Genomic DNA, 22,987 nt, shown 5'->3' with positions numbered 1-22,987 from the left:
CATTAATCCGATAAATGGTCATTTCGCCTATTATAGGAACAACTAGCGTTAAACCACCAGTCCAATACGAGAAACAGCGCTTACGATACGGGTTATTTGTGGCAAAAGGAACACCATTTGTCGACTTATCGCTTGAATAGCGTCTTGAAAAAGCGATTAGCCCGCGTCATCGGTATCACCCTCTTCAATATCGGTTTCGCCGTGCCAAGCTACCGCGACACCATTCGGATAACGCAGGTCTATGTAGCGAATATGCGACGCCTGCGGACCCAACTGGCGCTGCCAGGCCGCCGCAAGGCGTGCCAGACGCGCTTCCCGGTCACTGCGGCCCAACATGACCCAGACACCGTCATCGAGCTGGAGTCGCCAGGCCCCCCGAGGTTCCAGTCTAAGCTGACTGATGGTCAAGCCCAAGGTGTCGAATCGTGGCGACAGCCGTTCATGGTAGGCCAGCACTTCGGCACCACTTCCCACGGGACCCGCGAGATCCGGCAGGCCATCGGGAGGCGCCACCGGTGCGAAGGCAAACGGCTCGCCTGCGGGGTTGAGCAGATAGTCATCGTTCCAGCGCGCGACAGGAACCTGCTCGACCAACTCGAAAGCCAGGGCATAGGGCCACTCGCGCGCCACTCTGACCTCCGCGAGCCAGTCTATGGAGCGGGCACGACGGCGCAGAGCCGGTAAATCGGACGATAGCCAGGTTTCCCCCTGAACCAGGGGCGCCAGCTGTGACCGCAGATAATCGGCGTTGACGTGGTTGAGCTCTCCACGAATCGAGACACGCTCGATGGGTCGATCGAGCCACATCCAGAGTGCGCGCCCACCGGCTCCCAGCAGGATCAGCAGCAACAGCACTCCCGTCAACGAACCACGGGTGCTCATGCCTGGTGTGACTCCAGTGTCGTGCCCAGGATACACAGCACCAGGGTATCGAAATCGATACCGACATGGGCCGCGGCCTGGGGTACCAGGCTATGGTCGGTCATGCCCGGTGAGGTATTGACTTCGATGAGCCAGAAGCGCCCACCGGCGTCACGCATCACATCGACCCGCCCCCAGCCCTCGCCCCCGATCGCCTCGAAAGCCTCCCGACACAGTTCTCCCAATTCGGCCTCGGCCCTGGCATCGAGGCCACAGGGCAAATGATAGAGCGTGTCATTGGAGATATATTTGGCGTCGTAGTCGTAGAAGCCTCCGGGCACCTCGACTCGTATGGCCGGCAACACCCTGTCGCCAAGCAGGGACACCGTATATTCCTCTCCCACGATAAAGCGCTCAGCCATGACACGCGCATCGTAACGGGCCGCGTCCCGGTAGGCGGCCTCGAGCGACGCCCGGCACTCGACGATGCTGATGCCCAGGGTCGACCCTTCATGAACCGGCTTGACGATGAGAGGCAGGCCCAGGCTCGCAATCACCTCGTCCCAGTTGGAGTCCGCGGCAAGCATCACCGCCTCCGGCGTCGGCAGGCCCACCGCCTGCCAGACTTGCTTGGTACGCTGCTTGTCCATGCCCAGGGCAGATGCCAGCACGCCACTGCCGGTATAGGGAATGCGCAGCAGCTCGAGCGCCCCCTGCAGGGCGCCGTCCTCGCCCCCGCGACCGTGCAGGGCAATAAAGGCCCGATCAGGATTCAACGCCTCGAGTCCGGCAAGTCCACCGCCGGCAGGGTCGTAACCCATCACATCGAGGCCGGCACGCTCCAGGGCGGCCAGCACGGCGGCGCCACTCTTGAGCGATACCTCACGCTCGGCGGAATCCCCGCCGAAGAGCACCACGACACGACCGAACTCCCTCGCCTGCGTCATAGCGCCACCTCATCCAGTTTCAGTCGACTCTCGGCGAGGCCGAGCGCAATCCCCCCCACGTCTCCCGCCCCCTGGGTGATCAGGATGTCGTCGGGCCGAAGTACCCTCGTCAACAATCCGGGCAATTCCGACTTGTCCTGTACGAAGATGGGGTCCAGCTCGCCACGCTGGCGGATGGAGCCCGCGAGTGTTCGGCCATCGGCACCGGGTATGGGCGCCTCGCCGGCGCTGTAGACGTCGAGCAGCAGTAGTGTATCGACTCCACCGAGGACTCGCACGAAATCCTCGTAGAGATCCCGGGTACGCGTGTAGCGGTGTGGCTGGTAGACCATGACCAGGCGACGCTTGGGCCAACCGGCGCGCACCGCCCTGATGACCATTTCCACTTCACGAGGGTGATGGCCATAGTCGTCCACCAGCATGACCTCTCCCTCGCCATTCGGCGGCGGGAAGTGACCATGGACCTGGAAGCGACGCCCCACGCCGGCGAACCCTGCCAGGCCGCGCAAGATGGCCGCATCATCGACGCCCGCATCGGTCGCCACGACAATGGCAGCCAGGGCATTGAGTGCATTGTGTCGCCCCGGCATTGCCAGGCGCACTGCAAGCGGCGCCAGCCCCTCCGGGCGCAGCGCGGTAAAGCTGACCTCTCCCGCTTCCTGCACGAAGTCGGCGACCCGGTAGTCGGCATCCTCGCTGAACCCATAGGTCACGAACTGGCGATGGACGCGATCCAGCAGTCCGCGTACGTGCTCATCATCGATGCACAGTATGGCCAGGCCGTAGAACGGCAGGTTATGCAAGAACTCGATGAAGGTGCCCTTCAGTCGATCGAAGTCTCCGCCGTAGGTGCTCATGTGATCGGCATCGATATTGGTGACGATGGAGACCATGGGCTGCAGGTGCAGGAAGGATGCATCGGACTCATCGGCTTCGGCGACCAGGTAGTCGCCTTCCCCCAGGCGGGCATTGGCGCCGGCGCTGGTCAGCCTGCCACCAATCACGAAGGTGGGATCCAGGCCGCCTTCACCGAGCAGCGTTGCCGTGAGGCTGGTGGTGGTGGTCTTGCCGTGGGTCCCCGCCACGGCGATGCCATGCCGGAAACGCATCAGCTCGGCCAGCATTTCGGCGCGCCGCACCACCGGCAGCCGGTGTTCATGGGCCCAACGAATCTCGGGGTTGGTCTCATCCACGGCGGTGGAAACCACGACCACATCGGCATCCGCCACGTTCGCATCGGTGTGACCGATCACCACGCGAATGCCCTTTTCGCGTAGCCGCTCCACGACAGGAGAGCTTTTCAGATCGCTGCCGCTCACCTGGTAGCCCTGATTGGCAAGCACTTCGGCAATACCGCACATCCCGGCACCACCGATGCCGACGAAATGGATATTCCGGGTGCGGCGCATGCCCAGGCCCTGCCCATGGCGGGACAACGCGGCCTGACCGGGAACCGGTCCAAGGTTGCTATTGCTCAAGAGCTGTCTCCATGCAGCCGGCCACCAGGCGCTCTACCGCATCCAGATGGGCGCACGCCCGAGCGCGCCGCGCCATGGTGGCAAGAATGTCGGGTTGTAAGAGCATCGTCAGGCTCTCGGCCAGCGACGCTGCGGTCATGTGCTGCTGTGGCAGCAAGTCGGCCGCCCCGGCTTCTACCAAAGCCTGAGCGTTGGCGGTCTGGTGATCGTCCACCGCATGGGGAAACGGCACGAAAAGCGCCGGCTTGGCGGCGGCGGCGAGTTCCGCAACGGTCAGTGCCCCGGCGCGACAGACCACCAGATCCGCCCAATCATAGGCTGACGCCATGTCGTCGATAAAGTCGACCACGTCGGCCTCGACCTTGTGCGCGGCATACGCCTCTCGGGTCATACCCTCCTTGTTCCGGCCGGCCTGGTGGCGCACCTGGGGTCGTCTCTCCTCCGGCAACCATGCCAAGGCCTCGGGCACGCGCTGATTGAGGGCCAGCGCCCCCAGCGAGCCACCCACCACCAATAGCCGCAAGCGCCGCCCGGCCATCGCCTCGGCGCTGCGAGGTGCCGCGCCCAGGGCCGCGATCCCGCTACGCACCGGGTTGCCGATCACCTCGCAGCGGCCATTGAAGGCGTGTTCAAAGGCGGCATAGACCCGCTTCGCCAGGCGAGAAAGTACCTTGTTGGTCAGTCCGGCCACGGCATTCTGCTCATGGATCACCAGCGGCCGCCGCCCTAACCAGGCGGCAAGCCCGCCGGGACCGCTGGCGAAGCCGCCCAATCCGACCACCAGACGCGGATCGAGCTCACGAATGATACGCGAGGCCTGCCACACGGAACGGGACAAGTTGAAGGGCGCCAACAGCCAACCGGCGGCTCCCTTGCCGCGCAGACCCACTACCGAGATATGGTGAAGCGGGATGTTCGCGTCAGGCACCAGGCGGTTCTCGATACCGTGGGGGCTGCCCAGCCAGTGGACTTCCACGCCTTCGGCCTGGAGCCCACGGGCCAGGGACAGGGCAGGAATGACGTGCCCCCCCGTACCACCCGCCATGATCAATACCCGGCGTGGTTCATCCTTGTTCACTTGACGACTCCATGCAAGCGTGGCGCCCGCCGCCCTGCCGTCACCTGGGAAGCCGTCGGACTTCCTCGGCGCAACGCCTGACGGGTCTCGATATCGGCACGCAACAGCAATGCCACCATCATGGCGCTGACCAGCAGGCTCGACCCACCGTAACTGAGCAGCGGCAACGTCAGCCCCTTGGTAGGCAGCATGCCGGTGCTCACCGCAATGTTGATGAACGCCTGCGTGCCGATGACCAGGGCGATGCCATAGCTGACATACGCGGCGAAGGCGAGACCCGCCAGTTCGGCACGCCGCCCCACCGCCATGGCCCGGTAGATCAGCAGTGCAAAAAGCCCCACCACGCCGATCGCACCGAACAGCCCGAGCTCCTCGGCCAGCACGGCGAAGACGAAATCGGTATGGGCCTCCGGCAGGTAGAAGAGCTTCTGGACGCTATTGCCCAGCCCCATGCCGAGCCAATGGCCGCGGCCATAGGCGATCAAGGCCTGGGTCAGTTGGTAACCGCTGGCAAACTGGTCGGCCCATGGATCGGAAAAACTGGTGAGACGCGCCAGGCGATAGGGCTCGGCAATGGCGACATAGAAGCCCAGCAGACCCACCCCTCCGAGAATCAACACGAAGCGCCCCCAGGGCGCGCCCGCCATCAACAGCATGCCCATCACACAACCCGTCATGACCACCACGGCCCCATAATCGGGTTCGAGGATCAAGAGCACGGCAATGACCCCCATGACCAGCAGCGGACGCAGGAAGGCGCCCCACTGGCGCCGCACTTCGGGCAGGAAACGCTCCAGATAGCCCGCCATGTAGGCGATCAGGCAAAGCTTGGCGACTTCCGAAACCTGCAGGTTGAAGGGAATCCCGGGAATCGAAAGCCAGCGACGGCTGCCGTTGACCTCACGGCCGATGAACAGCACCAGCACCAGGAGTGCGATACTGACCAGCAGGAGAAAGGGGCCGTTGGCCCGCCACCAAGCCAATGGAGCCCGTAGCGTAAGCCCTGCCGCCACCAGGGCCAGGGTCACGAACAGCGCGTGACGCTGGCTGAAATACCAGGGATTCCCGGTCAGTGCGGCAGCCACTCCGGTGGATGCCGAGGTCACCATGACCCATCCGATCAACATCAGTGAAAGCGACGCAAAGACCAGCCAGCCGTCGAAGGGATGCTCCTGGGTCGAAAGACGCTGTCGCAGCCTGGCAACGCGCATCATGAGGCTATCTCCGCGGCGCGTTGGTGCACCCAGCGCCGAAACACCTCACCACGCTCCTGATAGTTGGCGAATTGATCCAGGCTGGCGCACGCCGGCGACAGCAATACACAGTCACCGGGCTCGGCAACCGACAGCGCTTGTGACATGGCCGCCTCGATATCGTTCACCATGATGACTCTCACCCGTTCGCCGATGGCGTGTGCCAATCGCTCTGCATCCAGGCCGAACAGGATGGCCGCACGGCCATATCGTGCCAGCTGTCCCGCCAATGGCCCGAAGTCGGCCCCTTTGCCCACCCCACCGGCAAGCAGGATCAGCCGCCCCTGGAGCGTCGGACCCAGGCCCGCGATGGCGGCCAGGGTGGCGCCGACGTTGGTGCCCTTCGAGTCGTTGATCCACCGCACCCCATTGATCTCGGCTACCACTTCGCCGCGGTGCGGCAACCCGGTGAAGCGGCGCAGTACCCGGCACATGGCCTCCATTGGGAAGTCCAGGCGGCGCCCCATGGCGATGGCAGCCAGGGCATTGGCCTGATTATGCCGCCCCGCCAGCTTCATCTCGTGCGTGGGCAGCAACGGCGTATCGCCATGCATCAACCAGTCGCGCCCCTCGTGGGGAGCGATTCCCCACTCGCCATCCCGCGGAGGCTGGGTGGTGAAACGATCCAGGGCGGAAAGCCGGTCCGATGGCCAGGTCATGGGGTCCTCGGCATTGACGACGGCGTGACGCGCCCCCCGGAAGATGCCCTGCTTGGCGGCACGGTAACCGGCCATGTCGCCATGGCGATCCAGGTGATCCTCGGAAAGGTTGAGGAAGGCTGCCGTTTCGGCACCAAGCCGCGGTGTGGTCTCGAGCTGGAAGCTGGAGAGTTCGAGTACGTAACAGTCGGCATCCGGCTCGTCATCGAGCAGGTCCAGGGCAGGCGTTCCCAGGTTGCCGCCCACCGCAACGCGACGGCCCGACTCGCGAGCCATTTCGCCCAGCAGGGTGGTGACGGTGGACTTGGCGTTGGAGCCGGTAATGGCAGCAATCGGAGCGCGGCAGGCCCTGCTGAAAAGGGCGATCTCGCCAACCAGCACTGGCTCACCGCTGAATTCGTTCATCCGACCGGCGAGCTCTGCCAGGCCCGGCGTGCGTGGATCCACGCCAGGGCTCGACACCACTTCGCCCACCTCGCTCAGGTCCAGCGCGGCCAGTGGGCCGCAATGGATCGGCACACCGGGATGAGCCGCATGGAAATCATCGATTCCCGGAGGTACCGCACGGGTATCGGCCACCATGTAGGGCACATCCCGACGAGCCAGGTGGCGGCAGATGGCCCGCCCCGATATGCCGAGCCCGACCACCAGCGTCATCCCTCTCGGCACCTTGTGCATGCTCGCCTCCTCATCCAGTGGGCATTGCTCGTCCAATGCGGCTCAGCGGATCTTCAACGTGGCCAGGCCAACCAGGACCAGCACGACCGTAATGATCCAGAAACGCACGATGACTCGCGGTTCGGGCCAGCCCTTGAGTTCGAAATGATGGTGCAACGGGGCCATACGAAAGATACGGCGGCCGGTCAACTTGTACGACCCCACCTGGAGGATCACCGAGATGGTCTCCATGACGAAGATCCCCCCCATGATGAACAGCACGATCTCCTGGCGCACGATAACCGCCACGACACCGAGCGCGGCTCCCAGAGCCAGCGCTCCGACATCGCCCATGAAGACCTGGGCCGGGTAGGTGTTGAACCACAGGAAACCCAGCCCCGCACCGGAGATGGTGGCGCAGAATACCGCCAGTTCACCGGCACCGACGATATTGGGAATCTGAAGATAATTGGCGAAGACGGCGTTGCCGCTGGCATAGGCGAACACTGCCAGGCCCATGGCGACCATGACGGTGGGCATGATCGCCAGCCCGTCGAGGCCGTCGGTCAGGTTGACCGCATTGGAGCTGCCGACGATCACCAGGTAGGTAAGGACGATGTAGAACACGCCCAGCGGCATGACGATGTCCTTGAACAGTGGAACGATCAGGCTGGTTTCCACCGCGCTCGTCGCGGTGACGTAGAGCAACAGGGCCGCCGCCAGGCCGATGACAGACTGCCACAGATACTTCCAGCGGGCCGGTAGTCCCCTTGGGTTCTTCTCCACCACCTTACGATAGTCGTCGACCCAGCCGATCGCCCCAAACCCCAGCGTCACGGCCAGTACGATCCACACATAGCGAATGGAAAGGTCCGCCCACAACAGGGTGCTGATGGCGATCGCCATCAGGATCATGGCCCCGCCCATGGTGGGCGTGCCGGCCTTGGACAGGTGCGACTGAGGGCCATCGTCCCGCACTGCCTGGCCGATCTGGCGCTCGACCAGCCGGCGGATCATCCAGGGGCCCAGCCACAGGCACAGCAGCAGTGCGGTGACAGTACCCAGGATCATTCGCAGGGTCAGGTAGTTGAAGACATTGAAGGCGCTCTGGTATTGCGCTAGAAAATTTGCCAGATAAAGCAGCATGTGTTGCGTTCACCTTGATGCGTCTGCGCGTAGCGCGTCCACGATCTTTTCCATCCCGGCGCTGCGCGAGCCCTTGATCAGCACGCTGGCGCCGGAAAGCAGATGGTCAAGGACATGGCGCGTCAGCGCCTCGCGGTCATTGAAATGGCACCCGCCTTCTCCAAAGGCGTCGCTGGCCGGCTTCGCCAGCTCCCCGCAGGTGCCGAGCACGTCTATCCCCAGCTCCCGTGCGTACCGGCCGATTTCGGCGTGCAATCGATCCGACTCCGCTCCCAGCTCTCCCATGGCACCCAACAGGCACCACCGCGGTTCCGGCAGTTCGGCCAGCAGCGACAGGGCTGCCTTGACCGCTCCGGGGTTGGCATTGTAGGTATCGTCCAACAGCCGCGATCCCTTGATACCGGCAACCGAACTGAGTCTCCCCGGCAGGGGAGTCACCGCGTCGAGCCCAGCGACCACCTGATCCGATGGCAGACCCAGCGCAATCGCGCCGGCAGCGGCAGCCAGGGCGTTGGACACGCTGTGTCGCCCCAGCAGGGCGAGCTGCACGCGGCCAAGCCGCTGGCCCTCCACGACAAGCGTGAAAGCATAGCGCCCCAGAACGTCGCAGGCCAGCTCGGTGGCATGAACGCAACTGCCCTCGACGAGCCCGAAGTCCAGCACACGCTTCGGCGCGGCACACTGCGCCCAGAACGGGAAGTAGGCATCGTCGCGGTTGAGGACCGCCACCCCATCGGCAGGCAGGCCGGTCAGGATTTCCGCCTTCGCCTGGGCGATCTGTCCCATGCCACCAAACTCGCCGACATGTGCCCCGGTGACATTGGTGATCACCGCCGCCTGGGGCTCTGCCAAGGCAGCCGTCCAGGCGATTTCACCCAGATGATTGGCACCCAGCTCCACGACTGCCTGCCGATGACCGGGCTTCAGCCCGAGCAGCGTCAGCGGGGCTCCGATATCGTTATTGAGATTGCCACGGGTCGCCAGTGTATCGCCGCGAAGGCTCAGCAGTTGAGCCAGTATCTCCTTGACACTGGTCTTGCCACTGTTGCCGGTCACCGCGATGAGCGGCCCTCCCCACGCCCGGCGGTTGGCACGACCCAGCAGGCCCAGTGCCAACCGGGAGTCCGGCACGACCAGTTGAGGCAACGGATCCTTCACCTCCCGTTCGACCACCGCTGCGACAGCACCAGCCTCCCGGGCCTGGCCGATGAACTCATGAGCGTCGAAACGTTCGCCGCGCAGAGCCACGAAGAGGGAGCCGGACGTCAGTTGCCGCGTGTCCGTCACGACCCCCTGCAACACGCAATCGACCTCGGGGGCCGGGACACCCAACAGGTCGGCCACCCCAGCCAGTGAGTCCAGCCCCCGATCACCCATGTCCCGCACTCTCTCGCCGGGCCAGGGCGGCCTCGGCCTGGCGTGTGTCACAGAACGGATGACGCGCACCATCGATTTCCTGGTAGGTTTCATGCCCCTTGCCCGCGAGCAGAACGACATCGTTGGCACTGGCTTCCGCCAGGACCCGAGCGATGGCATCGCCCCGGCCGGCAATCGTCCAGGCACCCTCCCTCGCCTGCGGGGAAAGACCGCACAGAATCTGCTCGCGGATGGCCGCGGGGTCTTCACTGCGCGGGTTATCGTCGGTGATGACCAGCCTATCCGCATGGCGCTCCGCGACCGCCGCCATCAGCGGGCGCTTGCCGTCGTCGCGATCACCGCCACAGCCGAACAGGCACCACAGTCGCCCATCGCCTGGCAGATGGGCACGCAAGGCGATGAGAGCGTTCTCGAGCGCACCCGGGGTATGGGCATAGTCGATAATGACCGTGGGGCAGTTCCCACGCCGAACCGCCTGCATTCGTCCAGGCACCGGAGAGAGCCGCTGCGCCGCCTCGAAAAGGGCCGCCCGAGACTCGCCCAGGCCATACAGGGTGGCAATGGCCAGCAGCACGTTCTCCAGGTTGAAACGTCCCATGAGCGGCAACTCGAGAGGCATCTCACCATCCGGAGTGGCCACCAGCGCCAATTGCCCGGTCTCGGAGGGACGCCAGTCGACGACCCGCAGCGTCGCGGCAGAATCCTCTCCCACCGCCAGCACGCGCACATTCGGCGCCAGGCCGGCCAGCATCAGGCGCGCCAGCGAGTCGTTGGCATTGACCACCGCAAGCGACAGTTCCGGCCGCCGAAACAGGCGTGCCTTGGCCGCCGCATAAGCCGCCATGCTGCCGTGATAGTCGAGATGGTCACGACTCAGGTTGGTGAAAACGGCTGCCCTCACCCGGCAGCCATCGAGCCTCCCCTGTTCCAGAGCGTGGGAGGAAACTTCCATGGCCACGCGCTCGACCCCCTTCCGGCCCATCTCCCCCAGCGCCGCCTGCAGTGCCAGCGGGCCAGGCGTCGTCAGCCCTGCCTCGGCCAGCATCCCGGGGCGCCCATGTCCCAGGGTGCCGACGAGGCCGGCTTCATGTCCCAGCAGCGTGCTCAATTCGGCAATGTAATGGGTGACCGAGCTCTTGCCGTTGGTTCCGGTGACGCCGATCAGTTCGAGGTCGTCCGGCACGGCGAAGAGCCCCCTTCCCAGTTCGCCAAGCCGTTGACGCAGAAAGGGCAGTCCGATGACCCGCGTATCCCGTATCGAGGCGGGCAGCGTTTCACTGGACTCGAGGTGATAGAGCACCCACGCGGCCCCGGCTTCCAGGGCTTCCGACAGGAAGTCACGACCATCGGTGGTGACGCCTGGCACGGCCAGGAAGACGTCACCCGGTACCAGGCGACGACTGTCCAGCACCAGGCGGACCTGACCGTCCGTCCCGATATCGGGCATCGACAATGCGGGCCAGCAGTGACGCAGCGCAGCCTGGAAACGGGCAACATTCACCAGCATCGGTATTCCTCTGTCTGGGGGCGGAAAACACTCATCTTACGCGCTGGTCGGGAGGCACATCGAGCAGACGCAGGGCACTGCCGGTGACACGCGAGAATACAGGTGCCGCCACCGCGCCGCCGAAATAATCGCCGGCGCGGGGGTGGTCGATCATCACGATCGTCACGATACGCGGGTCGGAGACCGGTGCGATGCCGGCGAAGAGACTGCGGTACGCATCCTGCTCGTAACCACTCACCGAGGTCTTGCGTACCGTACCGGTCTTGCCGGCTACGCGATACCCGGGCACACCAGCTCGGCGACCACCGGTCCCCGGCTGGACCGACTCCTCCATGATGCGCAGCAGATCATGGGCGATCTCGGGATCGACGGTAGGGGTCCCGGCCGGCGCTTCCGGCAACCTGAGCAGCGAAGGGGGCATTCGCACGCCATCGTTGGCAAGCGTGGTATAGGCACTCGCCAGCTGCAGGGCGGAAACCGACAGGCCATAGCCATAGGAAAGTGCGGCCCACTGGCTTCGCGACCAGCGCACCGGGGCCGGCATGTGTCCCACGGCCTCGCCGGGGAATCCCGTCTCGGTGCTCTGGCCGAAACCCAGCCGACGATACAGCTCCGGGACCAGGGGCTCCTCGAGCTCGAGAACCAACCTGGACATGCCGATGTTGGAGGATTTCTCGAGAATGCCGGCCAGGTCGAGCCTGCCGTAGTTGCGAATGTCACGAATGGTGAAACGATCGAGCATCATCCAGCCAGGCGATGTATCGACGACGACATCGGACTCGAACTGGCCACTCTCCATGATGGCAGCCATGGCCAGCGGCTTCATGACGGAACCCGGCTCGAAGACATCGACGATAGCCTGGTTGCGCAGCCCCCGTGGATCGAGACCAGCGCGGTTGTTGGGGTTGTAGGAAGGCTGATTGGCCATGGCCAGCACCTCGCCGGTGCGGGCGTCCATCATCACCACCACCCCGCCATCGGCCTCATGCTCCGCTACGGCGGCCTTGAGTTCGCGATAGGCCATGTACTGCAGACGCTGATCGATGGACAGTACCAGCTCGCCGCCGGGCTGCGCCTCTCGCAACGTGGCCAGGTCGCGCACCAGCCGACCGCGGCGATCCTTGATGACCCGGCGCTGCCCCGGGGTACCGGCCAGGTAGGGCTGGTAGGCGAGCTCTATCCCCTCCTGCCCCATGTCGTCCACGTTGGTCACGCCCAGCAGTTGGGCGGCCACTTCCCCGGCCGGATAGTAGCGCTTGTATTCATGCTGGGCGTAGACCCCTGCCATGCGCAGATCGAGCACTCGCTGGGCGGCCACGGGCGTCAGTTGCCGTCGCAGGTACATGAATTCGCGTTCACTGAAGCGCGCGAGGCGCGTATCGAGGTCGTCCAGGCTCATGTTCAGGGCCTGGGCCAGCATCAGCCGTTGGATACGGTCTTCGGGCACTTCCTGGGGATTGGCCCACAGGGTGACCACCGGCGTCGAGATGGCGAGCGGCTCGCCGTGCCGGTCGCTGATCATGCCACGATGCGCGGTGAGCGACTCGGTGCGCAGGGTCCGGGCATCCCCCTGCCCCTGGAGGAAGGTACGGTCGATGACATGAAGCGTCACGATGCGCCCTGCCAGCAGCACCATGCCGATCACCACCAGACTCAGCACCACCACATAGCGTGCCCGCCCCATGGCCGGGCTGGGCGGGCGGCGGCGCGGCGACACGCCGCCGGCGGATTCCGCTTTCATGGCCGGATGACCTCGACTTCATTGACGTCAGGCAAGCGCATTTCCAGACGATCGACGGCTAGCCGCTCGATGCGTGCCGGCGACGACCACGCGCTCTCCTCCAGCAGTAGCTGCCCCCACTCGGTCTGCAGCTGATCCCGCTCACGCTCGAGCTGCTGGAGGCGGGCATACTGTTCCCGGGTAAGATGCGTGGCGTTGATCACTGCCGTGGCACTGGCCAGGCAGGCCAGCACGAGCGCACAGACGATGATCAACCGGGTGCTGGGCATCCGGCCGAATGGCCAGCCCAAAGAGGATGAAGATGAGGTGTGTCGTCCTTGATTCATACCATGCCTCAGACCAGCTTGCGCGCTGCACGCATTACCGCACTGCGAGCACGGGGATTGGCTTCGATCTCCTCGGGGGTTGGGCGCCGGGCCTTGCCCAGTGACATCAACCGCCTGGCGAGCTGATCATCGCGAATCGGAACGCCACGAGGCAAATCGGTATCACCTCGCACATGTTCACGGATGAAGCGCTTGACCCGACGATCCTCGAGCGAGTGAAAACTGATCACCACCAGGTGCCCGCCGGGCGCCAGCGCCTCCAGCGCCGCCTCGAGTGCCTCGTCGAGCTGCTCCAGTTCACCATTGACATGAATACGCAGTGCCTGAAAGGCCCGGGTTGCGGGATGCTTGCCCTTCTCCCAGGCCGGATGAGCCGCTTTCAGCACCTCGGCCAGATCCGCGGTGCGAGTGAAAGGACGCTCGGCACGGCGGGTCACGACGGCCCTGGCCAACCGCTTGGCAAACCGCTCTTCGCCATAGGTCTTGAAGACCCTGGCAATGTCGGACTCGGCCGCGCCAGCCAGCCAGTCAGCGGCGCTCACGCCATGGGTGGGGTCCATACGCATGTCGAGGGGGCCATCGCGAAGAAAGCTGAAGCCACGCTCGGGGTCGTCAAGTTGAGGCGACGACACGCCCACGTCGAGGAGCACCCCGGCCAGCCGGCCATGCAGTTCATGACGTCGGGCCAGTTCATCCAGACGAGCAAACTCCGTCCGTTCGATGATGAAGCGCGGATCCTCGATGGAAGCCGCCTCGGCGATAGCCTGGGGATCACGATCGATGGCCAACAGGCGGCCTTCCGGTGCCAGCCGGGCGAGTATGGCCCTGGAGTGCCCGCCACGTCCGAAGGTGCCATCGAGATAGACGCCTCGAGGATCGTGAACGAGCGTCTCGACAGCGCCATCGAGCAGTACGCTGGCATGGCGAAAGCCGCGGGGGGGCGTTTCAGGGGCGGTTGACGACATGCGCTTCTCTGGAGTGTCGAAGTAGTCGTACCGGTCTTGCGACCGGTATCGGGAGGTATCATTCAGGGGGAGTCGGCCGATAAGCCGGGTTCTGTCGAGGACAGCCATTCATCTAGGGGCCGCGTCGCCACGGCCCTCCAGCAACCTACCCGAACCCGACGCGGGCCACGTCATGGGGTTCCTATTTGGTCTTGCTCCGGGTGGGGTTTACCATGCCACGCACTGTTACCAGGCGCGCGGTGCGCTCTTACCGCACCCTTTCACCCTTGCCGGTCTCCCGAAGGAGACGTAGGCGGTCTGCTCTCTGCTGCACTTTCCGTCGGCTCGCGCCGCCCAGGCGTTACCTGGCACCCTGCCCTATGGAGCCCGGACTTTCCTCCCCCGGCACCGATCTTCACGACCGGGCTGGCGGCGACTGTCTGGCCGACTCCGAGCGCAAGAATACCAGTGCGCCGAAGCCCCCTCAATGTCTTTTCCCGCTGGTCGAGAGCGCCCCCGGTCCCGTCAACGCGTTTCCTTCACTGCCTGGGCTCGGCTGTACCACACCTTCTTGGCACCACCCAGCAGCCGAGCCGCCACTGCAGCCGCCTGCCTGACACCGATGCCTTCGGCAAGCAAGGCGCCGAGCAGGGCTTCTGCCTCCACATCGTCTGGCTCCGGCACCTGCTGAGGCTCGGCACCGGCGACCATGATCACGAACTCCCCCCGCGCTTGATCCGGGTCCGCCTCCATCCGCGCCAGTAGCGCCTCGGCAGAGCCATCCAGAAAGGTTTCGAAGGCCTTGGTCAACTCCCTTGCCAGTACAAGTCGCCGCGCTCCCAATACCCCGCCAATGTCGGCAAGCGTCTCGCGAATGCGATGCGGCGACTCATAGAAGACCAGGGTTTCCTCGCGCCGGGCCAACGCCTCCAGACGACGGCTTCGCGCCGTTGTCCTGGCCGGTAGAAAGCCGTGGAAGAGGAAGCGGTCCGTCGGCAGTCCGGCTCCCGACAGGGCTGCCACCAGGGCACAGGGGCCAGGCACCGGCACGATATGGCGACCTCGGGCACGCAGCTCGCGCACCAGCACGAAACCCGGGTCGCTGATCAATGGCGTGCCCGCGTCACTGACCAGGGCAATGCTGTCACCGCCCGCCAGACGTTCGTCCAACTGGTCGATGCGCGCGGCCTCATTGTGCTCGTGCAGTGACAGCATTGGGACCGTGAGCCCCAGGTGACGCAGCAACCGGGCGGTGTGACGGGTATCCTCCGCCGCCACCAACGCCACGTCGCCCAACACCCTGGCCGCCCGAGGCGAGAGATCCTCAAGATTCCCAATTGGTGTAGCGACCACGTACAATGTACCCGAGTTCGAGTCTGACATGTCGGCTCCCTGGCAAGCTCCCCGGACAAGGAAGGATTCATGCTGAAATCGCCACGCGGCCTGCTGGCCACCGTGCTCCTGGCCATACTGCTAGCAGGCTGTGCGCCTCCCGGCATCGTCGACCGCGTACCCGATGACGACCCCGGCCACCTACTCGAGCAGGCACGTCAGCAGGAACCTGAACAGGCGGCCATCACCCGGCTCCAGGCGGCCGACATCCTAGCACGCCAGGGGCAGCGCACCCAGGCGCTCGACGTCGCCACGAATATCGATGACCAGCAGCTACCCGCCGAGCATCGCCTGCACTGGGCCATGCTGCTCTCCGAGCTCGGCGAGGCCGAAGGCGCCCCCCGGGCGGTCATCCAGGCGGCCCAGGTGCTCGATGAGATCGACGTTCCCCGCGATGCTTCGTTGATTCTCCGGGAACGTCACGGCAAGGCCCTGGCTCAGACCGACGAGCATCGCGCAGCCGCCACGATCCTCATCGGTGTACAGGACGAAACCGACAGCGAAGCGCTCAATGATGCCATCTGGGCGTCGCTTTCCCGTCTCGATGGCCGTGAGCTGGCTGCCATGCGCGACGAGACCGATGCTCTGGGTCTCGGCTGGCTGACGCTTGCCAACCTGGTGCGCGAAAGCGGAGGCGACATCGAAGGGCTTTTCATGCGCTTCGACGAGTGGCGCGAGCGCAATGCCCAGCACCCCGCCGCCCGCAGCGTTCCCCGAGACCTGCTGGCTCTGCGTGAACTGCGCGGGCGGGAAGTTCGCCATATTGCCGTCTTTCTTCCGCAATCCGGCCCACTGGCAGGCGTGGCCGAAGCGATCCGCGACGGCATCCGCGCCCACCACATGAATAGCGCCGAGCGCAACGGCGGCGTTAGCCTGTCTTTCCTGGACACGAGCCACGGTGATATTGATGCCCTTTACGAGGAAGCACGCAACCGTGGTGCCCAGGTGGTCATCGGCCCGCTGGACAAGGACCAGGTAACGGAACTCGAAAACCGCGATCGGGTACCGTTGCCGACCCTGGGCCTCAATTATGGGCATGGCGACGCCAATCGTGCCGAAGGGTTCTACCAGTATGGCCTGTCGGCCGAGGACGAAGCACGCCAGGTGGCAAGGCGGGGTCGCGAGGACGGCCATCGCCGCAGCGCAATGCTGATTCCCGATAACGAATGGGGCAGGCGGGTTGGCCGCGCCTTCGAGGAAGAGTGGCGCCGCCAGGATGGCACCATCACCAATACGGTGGCGTATGACCCCCGGGGCTCCGCGACCGAGAGTACGCGTCGAGCACTCTCCGGCGGCCGGCCGGACATGCTGTTCCTGCTCGCATTGCCCAGCTATGCCCGCCAGATTCCTCCGACCCTGGACTACTATGACGCATCCAGCCTGCCAATCTATGCCACCTCGCACCTCTTCGAGGGTCGTCCACAGCCGCTGCTCGATCATGACCTGGATGATGTGAGCTTCATCGACATCCCCTGGCAGATTCCCGATGCCGCGGTTGGAGGGGTGGAAGCCCTGCCCTATCTCAGCAGTTACCAACAACTGCACGAGGATGCGGACCCTTCGGTCTTCCGCCTGATGGCCATGGGCGTGGACGCCTACGAACTGGCACGTCGCCTGCCGCAGTTCCAACTGATGCCGGAAAGTGAGCTGTTCGGTGCCACGGGGCTCCTGACTCCCGCCTCTGACGGACGCATCCAGCGCCAACTGCCATGGGCACGCTTCCAGAGCGGTGTACCCCGTCCGATCCTGGCCATCGACCTGATCGGCACCGACCTGCTGGAAAACGGGCGTCCTGACAGCGAGCAACCCGACAATGGCCAGCAGGACTGACGCCCGGGCACGAGGCGCGCACATCGAGCGCCTCGCGGCCGAATGGCTGACCGCCCGGGGGCTGATGCTGGTGGCCAGCAACCAGCATGCCAAGGGCGGAGAGATCGACCTGGTCATGCGCGACGGCGATACCCTGGTTTTCATTGAAGTCCGCCATCGAGCCGACTCTCGGCATGGTCATCCACTGGAAACCATCACCGCCACCAAGCAGCGCCGCCTGATCCGCGCCGCGCGTTTTTATCTTGCCCGCAACCGGCTATCATGTCCCTGCCGCTTCGATGCGCTGGCCGTGACCGGCGCTCCGCCCGTTCTCGACTTCGAGTGGGTACAGGGCGCCTTCGACGCGTTTTGACGGGCTCTGCGAAGTCATCCAGGACCAGGACACGAAAGAATGGATTTTCAGCAGCGAATACTTGGCCATTTCAACGCCAGCATCGACACCAAGACCTATGCCAGCGAGGTCCTGCCACCCTTCATCGAGGTCGCCAGCCAGATGATGGTTCAATGCCTCGTCAGCGAAGGCAAGATTCTGGCCTGCGGCAACGGCGGCAGTGCCGGCGATAGTCAGCATTTTTCCTCGGAACTGCTCAATCGTTTCGAGCGTGAACGCCCCAGCCTGCCTGCCCTTGCGCTGACGACCGACACATCGACACTGACATCGATCGCCAACGATTACAGTTACAATGAGGTCTTTTCCAAGCAGATACGTGCACTCGGGCAGCCCGGCGACATCCTGCTGGCCATCTCGACAAGCGGCAATTCGGGCAATGTGATCCAGGCCATACAAGCGGCTCATGATCGCGACATGACGGTGGTCGCCCTGACTGGCCGCGACGGCGGCGATATGGCATCACTTCTTGGCCAGGACGATTGCGAGATACGCGTCCCGGCCACTTCCACGGCGCGCATCCAGGAAGTTCACCTGCTGGTGATCCATTGCCTGTGCGACCTCATCGATGAACAACTCTTCGGCAGCAGTGAGTAATCCATATGGCTTCTACGAGACTGATCCTCCTGATGGTTCTTGCCCTCGCACTGGGCGGCTGCACCACCGTGACCGGCGTGACCAACCCCGGTACCATTGATGAAAACTACGGCAAGCGCACTCTTGGCGCCCAGGTCGAGGATGAGAGCATCGAGACCAAGATTGCCCACAACATGCGCCGGGCAGATGCCAGGCTGGGTGACGCCCGGGTCAATGTGGACAGCTACAACGCCATCGTACTGCTGACCGGGCAGGTACCCAGCGAAGAGCTCAAGGAGAAGGCCACCGAGATCGCCCGGGACGTACGTAACGTCCGCGACGTACACAACGAGCTGGCCATTGCCGCCAATCTCCCGGCAAGCCAGCGCCTGTCGGACACCTGGATCAATACACGCATCCGCACCAGCCTGGCCGCGGACGAAACCATCGATACCGGCCGGCTGCGATTCGTCACGGAAAATGCCAGCGTCTATGTCATGGGAATCGTTACCCGCGCCGAGTCGGATCGCATCGTCGATGCCATTTCCCGCATCGGCGGCGTTCAGCGAATCGTCAAGGTGTTCGACTACCTGGATTGATAGCCTGGAACAGGGATGAAAAAAGCGGCGGGCCAATAAGGCCCGCCGCTTTTTTATGCATTCTTGCTGACGCTTCCTTCTACGGATACCCGCCTGGCGCCGTGGCACCAGGCGGGTATCGGCATATCAGGGCTACTTGATGACGCGAAGCGAAGGACGCCCCTTGGGTGGCGTGCCCTCCTGTTCCTCTCCAGCCTCGTCACCACGATCACCTTCTCCCTCACCACTGCTTTCGACACTGGTCAGTTCCGGGCGCTCAGCGCTCCCTGCGTCGACACCGCTGCTTTCGGGCAACGGAATCACTGGCTCATGACCGAAGACCATTCCGACACCATTCTCCCGCGCGTAAATGGCAACCAGCGCCGGCATGGGAATCACCACCTGCATGGGATTGCCACCGAAGCGGGCACCGAAGGTGATGGCGTGGTTCTCGATAAGCAGGTCACGTACCGCAGTAGGGCCGACATTCAACACGATCTGGCCATTCTGGACGAACTGGCGTGGTACCACCACACCCGGCTGCTCGGCATCGACGACCACGTACGGGGTGTGCTCATTGTCCAGCAGCCACTCGTAGAGGCCCCTGGCAAGATAGGGACGGCTCGACAGCATCTTCGCCCTCCTCCGTTTCAAGGCGCCGGATATGGCCGACGCTGTATTCAGGTGCGCATTTCGCGCTCGTTCTCGCTCAGCGCAGACACGAAAGCATCACGTTCGAACAGGCGCTCCATATAGGTCATCAGCGGCTTGACCTGTTTCTCTGGCAACTCGATGCCCAGCACCGGTAGACGCCAGAGAATCGGGGCAATACAGCAATCCACCAGCGAGAACTCCTCGCTCATGAAAAACGGTACGTCCTCGAAGATCGGCGAAATTCCGACCAGGCTTTCCCGCAGTTCCTTGCGCGCCTTCTCGGCTTCCTTCTTGGCGCCCTGCTCGATCTGTTCGACAAGCGGACACCACTCCCGTTCGATGCGATGCATCCAGAGCCGGCTCTGCGCCCGAGCCACCGGATAGACCGGAAGCAACGGCGGATGGGGAAAACGCTCGTCAAGATATTCCATCATTACCTTGGATTCGTAGAGCACCAGGTCACGATCGAGCAGCGTCGGCACACTGTTGTAGGGGTTGAGATCGGCGAGTTCCTCAGGGCGCTGGTCGCCGCTGACTTCGACGATATCCACCGCGACGCCCTTCTCGGCAAGTACGATGCGCACGCGATGACTGAAGTGATCATCGCTCCCGGAATAGAAGATCATCGACGACCGTTTGGCCACTACACCCATGAAACAATCCTCGCATCAATTCGAACCAGGATGATAACACGCACCCGCACCAGTGGGGGCGTGCGTATGCGCCAGAAGGCGCAGAAACAAGACGCAGGGGGCGTATGGCACAACGGCCACACGCCCCCTGCTGCACAACACGCCTATCCTGAATGGATCAGTGAATGTCGCGCCAGTACTCGCGCTTGAGCAGATATGCCAGCACACCGAAGATGAAAATGAAGATCAATACCTTCGGGCCCAGTGTCTGCGCATGCAGCTTGGACGGCTCACCCACGTAGGCGAGGAAGTTGGTCAGGTCATAGACCGCCTCCTCGAACTCATCGGGCTCCATGGAGCCAGGCCTGGTGACCTGCAGAACGTCGCAGGACTGATACTTGCCGGTCAGCGGATCCAGTTCAGCCCCTTCAACGGGACGATCCGTCTCGGCGCAGACCTTTTCCTGAACCCCCTGCAGCGGCTCCAGCACGTTGGGCATGGCCACCATGTCGAACACATCATTATTGACCCCATTGGGACGACTCGGGTCCTTGTAGAAGGTCAGCAGGTAGGAATAGATCCAGTCGGCACCGCGCAGCCGGCCGTGCAGAGTCAGATCCGGCGCAGCGGCACCGAACCAGTTGGCGGCATCTTCACGATCCATGGCGATGTGCATCTGGTCATTGTAGGCCTGCTCCGAGGAGAAGATCAGATGCTCTTCGACCAGGTCTTGAGGCATGCCGAAGTCCTCGGCAGCCCGGGCGAAGCGCTGATGCTCCAGCGAGTGACAGCCCATGCAGTAGTTGACATAGAGCTGCATGCCCCGCTGCAGGGACGCCTCGTCATTCAGATCCGGCGTCATCGAATAAGGCACATCGGCAGCCGGTGCCGCCATGGCCGCAACGGGCACCAGCGCGAAGAGCAGTGCGAACAGTTGCTTTTTCATTAGCCAGTCACCCTTTCCGGTACGGGTTTGGTCTTCTCCAGCCGGGTATAGAACGGCATCAGCAAGAAGAAGGCGAAGTACAGCAACGTGCACAGCTGGGCCACCGCTGTCCGCAGCGGCGTAGCTGGCAGTGCGCCCAGGATGCCCAGAATCACGAAGCTGATCGCAAAGATCGCCAGCGCCACCTTGGATATCCACCCCTTGTAGCGCATGGAGTTCACCGGGCTGCGATCCAGCCAGGGAAGTACGAACAGGATGGCAATCGCGGCACCCATGAACACCACACCCAGGAACTGGGCCTGCAGGCCGAGGAAGTCGAAGGTAATGGCACGCAGGATGGCGTAGAACGGCGTGAAGTACCAAACCGGCGCGATATGATCGGGCGTTACCATCGGGTTGGCCGGCTCGAAGTTGGGCCGCTCGAGGAAATAACCCCCGCCTTCGGGGAAATAGAACACGACGGCTGCAAAGACAAACAGGAAGACCGCTACGCCGAACACATCCTTGACCGTGTAGTAAGGGTGGAACGGGATGCCGTCCAGCGGCTTGCCGGTCTCGTCCTTCTTGGCCTTGATCTCGATGCCATCGGGGTTGTTGGAACCGACTTCGTGCAGGGCAATCAAGTGCAGCACCACCAGCGCCAGGATGACGATGGGCAGCGCCACCACATGCAAGGCAAAGAACCGGTTCAGCGTAATACCGGAAATCAGGAAGTCACCACGGATCCATTGAGCCAGGTCCGGGCCGATCACCGGGATCGCGGCGAACAGCGAGATGATCACCTGGGCGCCCCAGTATGACATCTGGCCCCAGGGCAGCAGGTAGCCCATGAACGCCTCGGCCATCAGCAGCAGGTAGATGGCCATGCCGAAGATCCATACCAGCTCCCGGGGCGCCTTGTAGGACCCATAGAGCAGCGCACGGAACATGTGCAGGTAGATGACGACGAAGAAGGCAGAGGCACCGGTGGAATGCAGGTAGCGAATCAGCCAGCCATACTCCACGTCACGCATGATGTATTCGACGGAGGCAAAGGCGCCCTCGGCCGACGGGTTGTAGCTCATGGTGAGCCACACGCCTGTCAGAATCTGGTTGACCAGTACCAGCAAGGCCAGGGAACCGAAGAAGTACCAGAAATTGAAGTTTCTTGGTGCGTAATATTGAGAAAGATGTTCCTGCCACATCTGCGTGGCGGGAAAGCGATCATCGACCCAGCGCATGAAGCCGCTTTCCGCCTTGACACGATTCGGGTTACCCATCAGGCAGTCTCCTCGTCTTCGCCAACGATGATCACATCGTCGCTTTCAAAGCGGTATGGCGGAACCTCGAGATTGGACGGTGCCGGCACATTGCGGAATACGCGACCCGCCAGATCAAAGTAGGAGCCATGACAGGGGCAGAAATAGCCACCGGGCCAGGCTGTCATGTCGACGTCATCCGGCCCGGGACGGTACAGAGGCGAGCAGCCCAGATGCGTGCAGATACCGACCAGCACCGAGATGTCGGGCCTGATCGAGCGCAGCGGACCGGTGACATAGTCCGGCTGCTGGGGCACTTCGGAATCCGGGTCGGCCAGGCGTGCGGGGTCGAATTGTTCGGTACGCTCGATCATGTCCGGTGTGCGCTTGACGATCCATACCGGACGTCCACGCCACTCGACGGTCATGCGCTGACCTTCCTCGAGCTTGGAAACGTCCGCCTGAACCGGCGCACCCGCCGCTCTAGCCCTGGCACTTGGCTGCCAGGAAGCCACAAAGGGTACCGCCACTCCCACTGCACCCACCGCACCCACGACGGTGGTGGCACCCAGGAGGAGACGGCGCCGCCCTTTGTTTACGCCGTTATCTGCCATTTTCTGGTTTCTCCCATCAGCTTACCCGTTGGTCAAGCACGGGGTGGAGTCCCGCGACCACGGATACCAAATCCGCCACATCTTAAGGAATCATGCCGCTTCGCACAAGACAAAGACAGCGTGACCAAGGTGTAATTTTCTATGCAAAATTCTGTTTTTTAAAAG

22 protein-coding genes and 1 other RNA gene are annotated in these 22,987 nt (G+C 63.5%); 4 read left to right on the top strand and 19 right to left on the bottom strand.

Going from position 1 to position 22,987, the window contains the following annotated elements:
• Positions 1–156: 156 nt before the first annotated feature.
• The 14 genes from C1H69_RS04150 to rsmI all read right to left on the bottom strand — a co-directional run bounded on the left by C1H69_RS04150 (position 157) and on the right by rsmI (position 15,357).
• On the bottom strand, positions 157–882 hold the full coding sequence (locus tag C1H69_RS04150; RefSeq protein WP_102652151.1) for a cell division protein FtsQ/DivIB: 726 nt from the start codon (positions 880–882) through the stop codon (positions 157–159).
• Positions 879–1,808 (bottom strand): D-alanine--D-alanine ligase, encoded by a 930-nt coding sequence (locus C1H69_RS04145; protein ID WP_102652150.1) that lies wholly within the window; start codon positions 1,806–1,808, stop codon positions 879–881. The genes C1H69_RS04150 and C1H69_RS04145 overlap by 4 nt, the downstream gene beginning before the upstream one ends.
• Positions 1,805–3,217 carry a UDP-N-acetylmuramate--L-alanine ligase gene (murC, locus tag C1H69_RS04140; RefSeq protein WP_102652298.1) on the bottom strand — a complete coding sequence of 471 codons (1,413 nt, stop codon included), beginning with the start codon at positions 3,215–3,217 and terminating at the stop codon, positions 1,805–1,807. The genes C1H69_RS04145 and murC overlap by 4 nt, the downstream gene beginning before the upstream one ends.
• A 58-nt stretch (positions 3,218–3,275) precedes the next feature.
• Complete coding sequence (gene murG / locus C1H69_RS04135; protein ID WP_240609810.1) at positions 3,276–4,331, bottom strand: undecaprenyldiphospho-muramoylpentapeptide beta-N-acetylglucosaminyltransferase; 1,056 nt, start codon at positions 4,329–4,331, stop codon at positions 3,276–3,278.
• Positions 4,332–4,360: 29 nt separating this feature from the next.
• Positions 4,361–5,578: a putative lipid II flippase FtsW gene (gene ftsW / locus C1H69_RS04130; RefSeq protein ID WP_102652148.1), complete on the bottom strand. Its 1,218-nt coding sequence runs from the start codon at positions 5,576–5,578 to the stop codon at positions 4,361–4,363.
• Positions 5,575–6,954 carry a UDP-N-acetylmuramoyl-L-alanine--D-glutamate ligase gene (murD, locus tag C1H69_RS04125; protein WP_102652147.1) on the bottom strand — a complete coding sequence of 460 codons (1,380 nt, stop codon included), beginning with the start codon at positions 6,952–6,954 and terminating at the stop codon, positions 5,575–5,577. Before murD ends, ftsW begins: the two co-directional genes overlap by 4 nt.
• Before the next feature lie 42 nt (positions 6,955–6,996).
• A complete protein-coding gene (gene mraY, locus C1H69_RS04120; RefSeq protein ID WP_102652146.1) occupies positions 6,997–8,079 on the bottom strand; it encodes a phospho-N-acetylmuramoyl-pentapeptide-transferase in 1,083 nt (360 codons plus the stop codon).
• A 9-nt stretch (positions 8,080–8,088) separates the two neighbouring features.
• Entirely contained in the window at positions 8,089–9,456 is a 1,368-nt protein-coding gene (locus tag C1H69_RS04115) for a UDP-N-acetylmuramoyl-tripeptide--D-alanyl-D-alanine ligase (protein WP_102652145.1), read from the bottom strand.
• Positions 9,449–10,963, bottom strand: a complete 1,515-nt coding sequence (locus C1H69_RS04110) for a UDP-N-acetylmuramoyl-L-alanyl-D-glutamate--2,6-diaminopimelate ligase (RefSeq protein ID WP_102652144.1) — start codon at positions 10,961–10,963, stop codon at positions 9,449–9,451. The genes C1H69_RS04115 and C1H69_RS04110 overlap by 8 nt, the downstream gene beginning before the upstream one ends.
• A 31-nt stretch (positions 10,964–10,994) precedes the next feature.
• On the bottom strand, positions 10,995–12,647 hold the full coding sequence (locus C1H69_RS04105; RefSeq protein WP_422666882.1) for a peptidoglycan D,D-transpeptidase FtsI family protein: 1,653 nt from the start codon (positions 12,645–12,647) through the stop codon (positions 10,995–10,997).
• A gap of 53 nt (positions 12,648–12,700) precedes the next feature.
• A complete protein-coding gene (gene ftsL / locus C1H69_RS04100; RefSeq protein ID WP_102652142.1) occupies positions 12,701–13,030 on the bottom strand; it encodes a cell division protein FtsL in 330 nt (109 codons plus the stop codon).
• Positions 13,031–13,038: 8 nt separating this feature from the next.
• Positions 13,039–13,995 carry a 16S rRNA (cytosine(1402)-N(4))-methyltransferase RsmH gene (gene rsmH, locus C1H69_RS04095; RefSeq protein WP_102652141.1) on the bottom strand — a complete coding sequence of 319 codons (957 nt, stop codon included), beginning with the start codon at positions 13,993–13,995 and terminating at the stop codon, positions 13,039–13,041.
• A 64-nt stretch (positions 13,996–14,059) separates the two neighbouring features.
• Positions 14,060–14,426, bottom strand: an RNA gene (gene rnpB, locus C1H69_RS04090) — RNase P RNA component class A.
• 73 nt (positions 14,427–14,499) lie between these two features.
• Positions 14,500–15,357 carry a 16S rRNA (cytidine(1402)-2'-O)-methyltransferase gene (gene rsmI, locus C1H69_RS04085; RefSeq protein WP_102652140.1) on the bottom strand — a complete coding sequence of 286 codons (858 nt, stop codon included), beginning with the start codon at positions 15,355–15,357 and terminating at the stop codon, positions 14,500–14,502.
• Positions 15,358–15,396: 39 nt separating this feature from the next.
• Here rsmI and C1H69_RS04080 point away from each other — a divergent pair, with 39 nt between their 5' ends.
• The 4 genes from C1H69_RS04080 to C1H69_RS04065 are packed head-to-tail and all read left to right on the top strand — an operon-like array spanning position 15,397 to position 18,759.
• Positions 15,397–17,196 (top strand): penicillin-binding protein activator, encoded by a 1,800-nt coding sequence (locus C1H69_RS04080; protein ID WP_102652139.1) that lies wholly within the window; start codon positions 15,397–15,399, stop codon positions 17,194–17,196.
• Positions 17,180–17,548 carry a YraN family protein gene (locus tag C1H69_RS04075; RefSeq protein ID WP_102652138.1) on the top strand — a complete coding sequence of 123 codons (369 nt, stop codon included), beginning with the start codon at positions 17,180–17,182 and terminating at the stop codon, positions 17,546–17,548. The genes C1H69_RS04080 and C1H69_RS04075 overlap by 17 nt, the downstream gene beginning before the upstream one ends.
• 39 nt (positions 17,549–17,587) lie before the next feature.
• Entirely contained in the window at positions 17,588–18,181 is a 594-nt protein-coding gene (locus C1H69_RS04070) for a phosphoheptose isomerase (RefSeq protein ID WP_102652137.1), read from the top strand.
• Between the two features lie 32 nt (positions 18,182–18,213).
• On the top strand, positions 18,214–18,759 hold the full coding sequence (locus C1H69_RS04065; protein WP_240609802.1) for a BON domain-containing protein: 546 nt from the start codon (positions 18,214–18,216) through the stop codon (positions 18,757–18,759).
• A 132-nt stretch (positions 18,760–18,891) separates the two neighbouring features.
• Here the strand turns inward: C1H69_RS04065 and C1H69_RS04060 are convergent, their stop codons facing one another.
• The 5 genes from C1H69_RS04060 to petA all read right to left on the bottom strand — a co-directional run bounded on the left by C1H69_RS04060 (position 18,892) and on the right by petA (position 22,822).
• Positions 18,892–19,371 carry a ClpXP protease specificity-enhancing factor gene (locus C1H69_RS04060; protein ID WP_102652135.1) on the bottom strand — a complete coding sequence of 160 codons (480 nt, stop codon included), beginning with the start codon at positions 19,369–19,371 and terminating at the stop codon, positions 18,892–18,894.
• Positions 19,372–19,418: 47 nt separating this feature from the next.
• A complete protein-coding gene (gene sspA / locus C1H69_RS04055; protein WP_102652134.1) occupies positions 19,419–20,045 on the bottom strand; it encodes a stringent starvation protein SspA in 627 nt (208 codons plus the stop codon).
• Positions 20,046–20,202: 157 nt separating this feature from the next.
• Positions 20,203–20,970 carry a cytochrome c1 gene (locus C1H69_RS04050; protein WP_102652133.1) on the bottom strand — a complete coding sequence of 256 codons (768 nt, stop codon included), beginning with the start codon at positions 20,968–20,970 and terminating at the stop codon, positions 20,203–20,205.
• Complete coding sequence (locus C1H69_RS04045) at positions 20,970–22,229, bottom strand: cytochrome b (protein WP_102652132.1); 1,260 nt, start codon at positions 22,227–22,229, stop codon at positions 20,970–20,972. The genes C1H69_RS04050 and C1H69_RS04045 overlap by 1 nt, the downstream gene beginning before the upstream one ends.
• Positions 22,229–22,822, bottom strand: coding sequence for a ubiquinol-cytochrome c reductase iron-sulfur subunit (gene petA, locus C1H69_RS04040; protein WP_102652131.1), 594 nt, complete (start codon positions 22,820–22,822; stop codon positions 22,229–22,231). The genes C1H69_RS04045 and petA overlap by 1 nt, the downstream gene beginning before the upstream one ends.
• Between the last annotated feature and the right edge of the window lie 165 nt (positions 22,823–22,987).

Source organism: Billgrantia endophytica (assembly GCF_002879615.1).
GTDB classification, from domain to species: domain Bacteria; phylum Pseudomonadota; class Gammaproteobacteria; order Pseudomonadales; family Halomonadaceae; genus Halomonas; species Halomonas endophytica.
The sequence above is the reverse complement of the archived record's forward strand: the minus strand, read 5'-3'. Positions and strand labels throughout refer to the sequence as shown.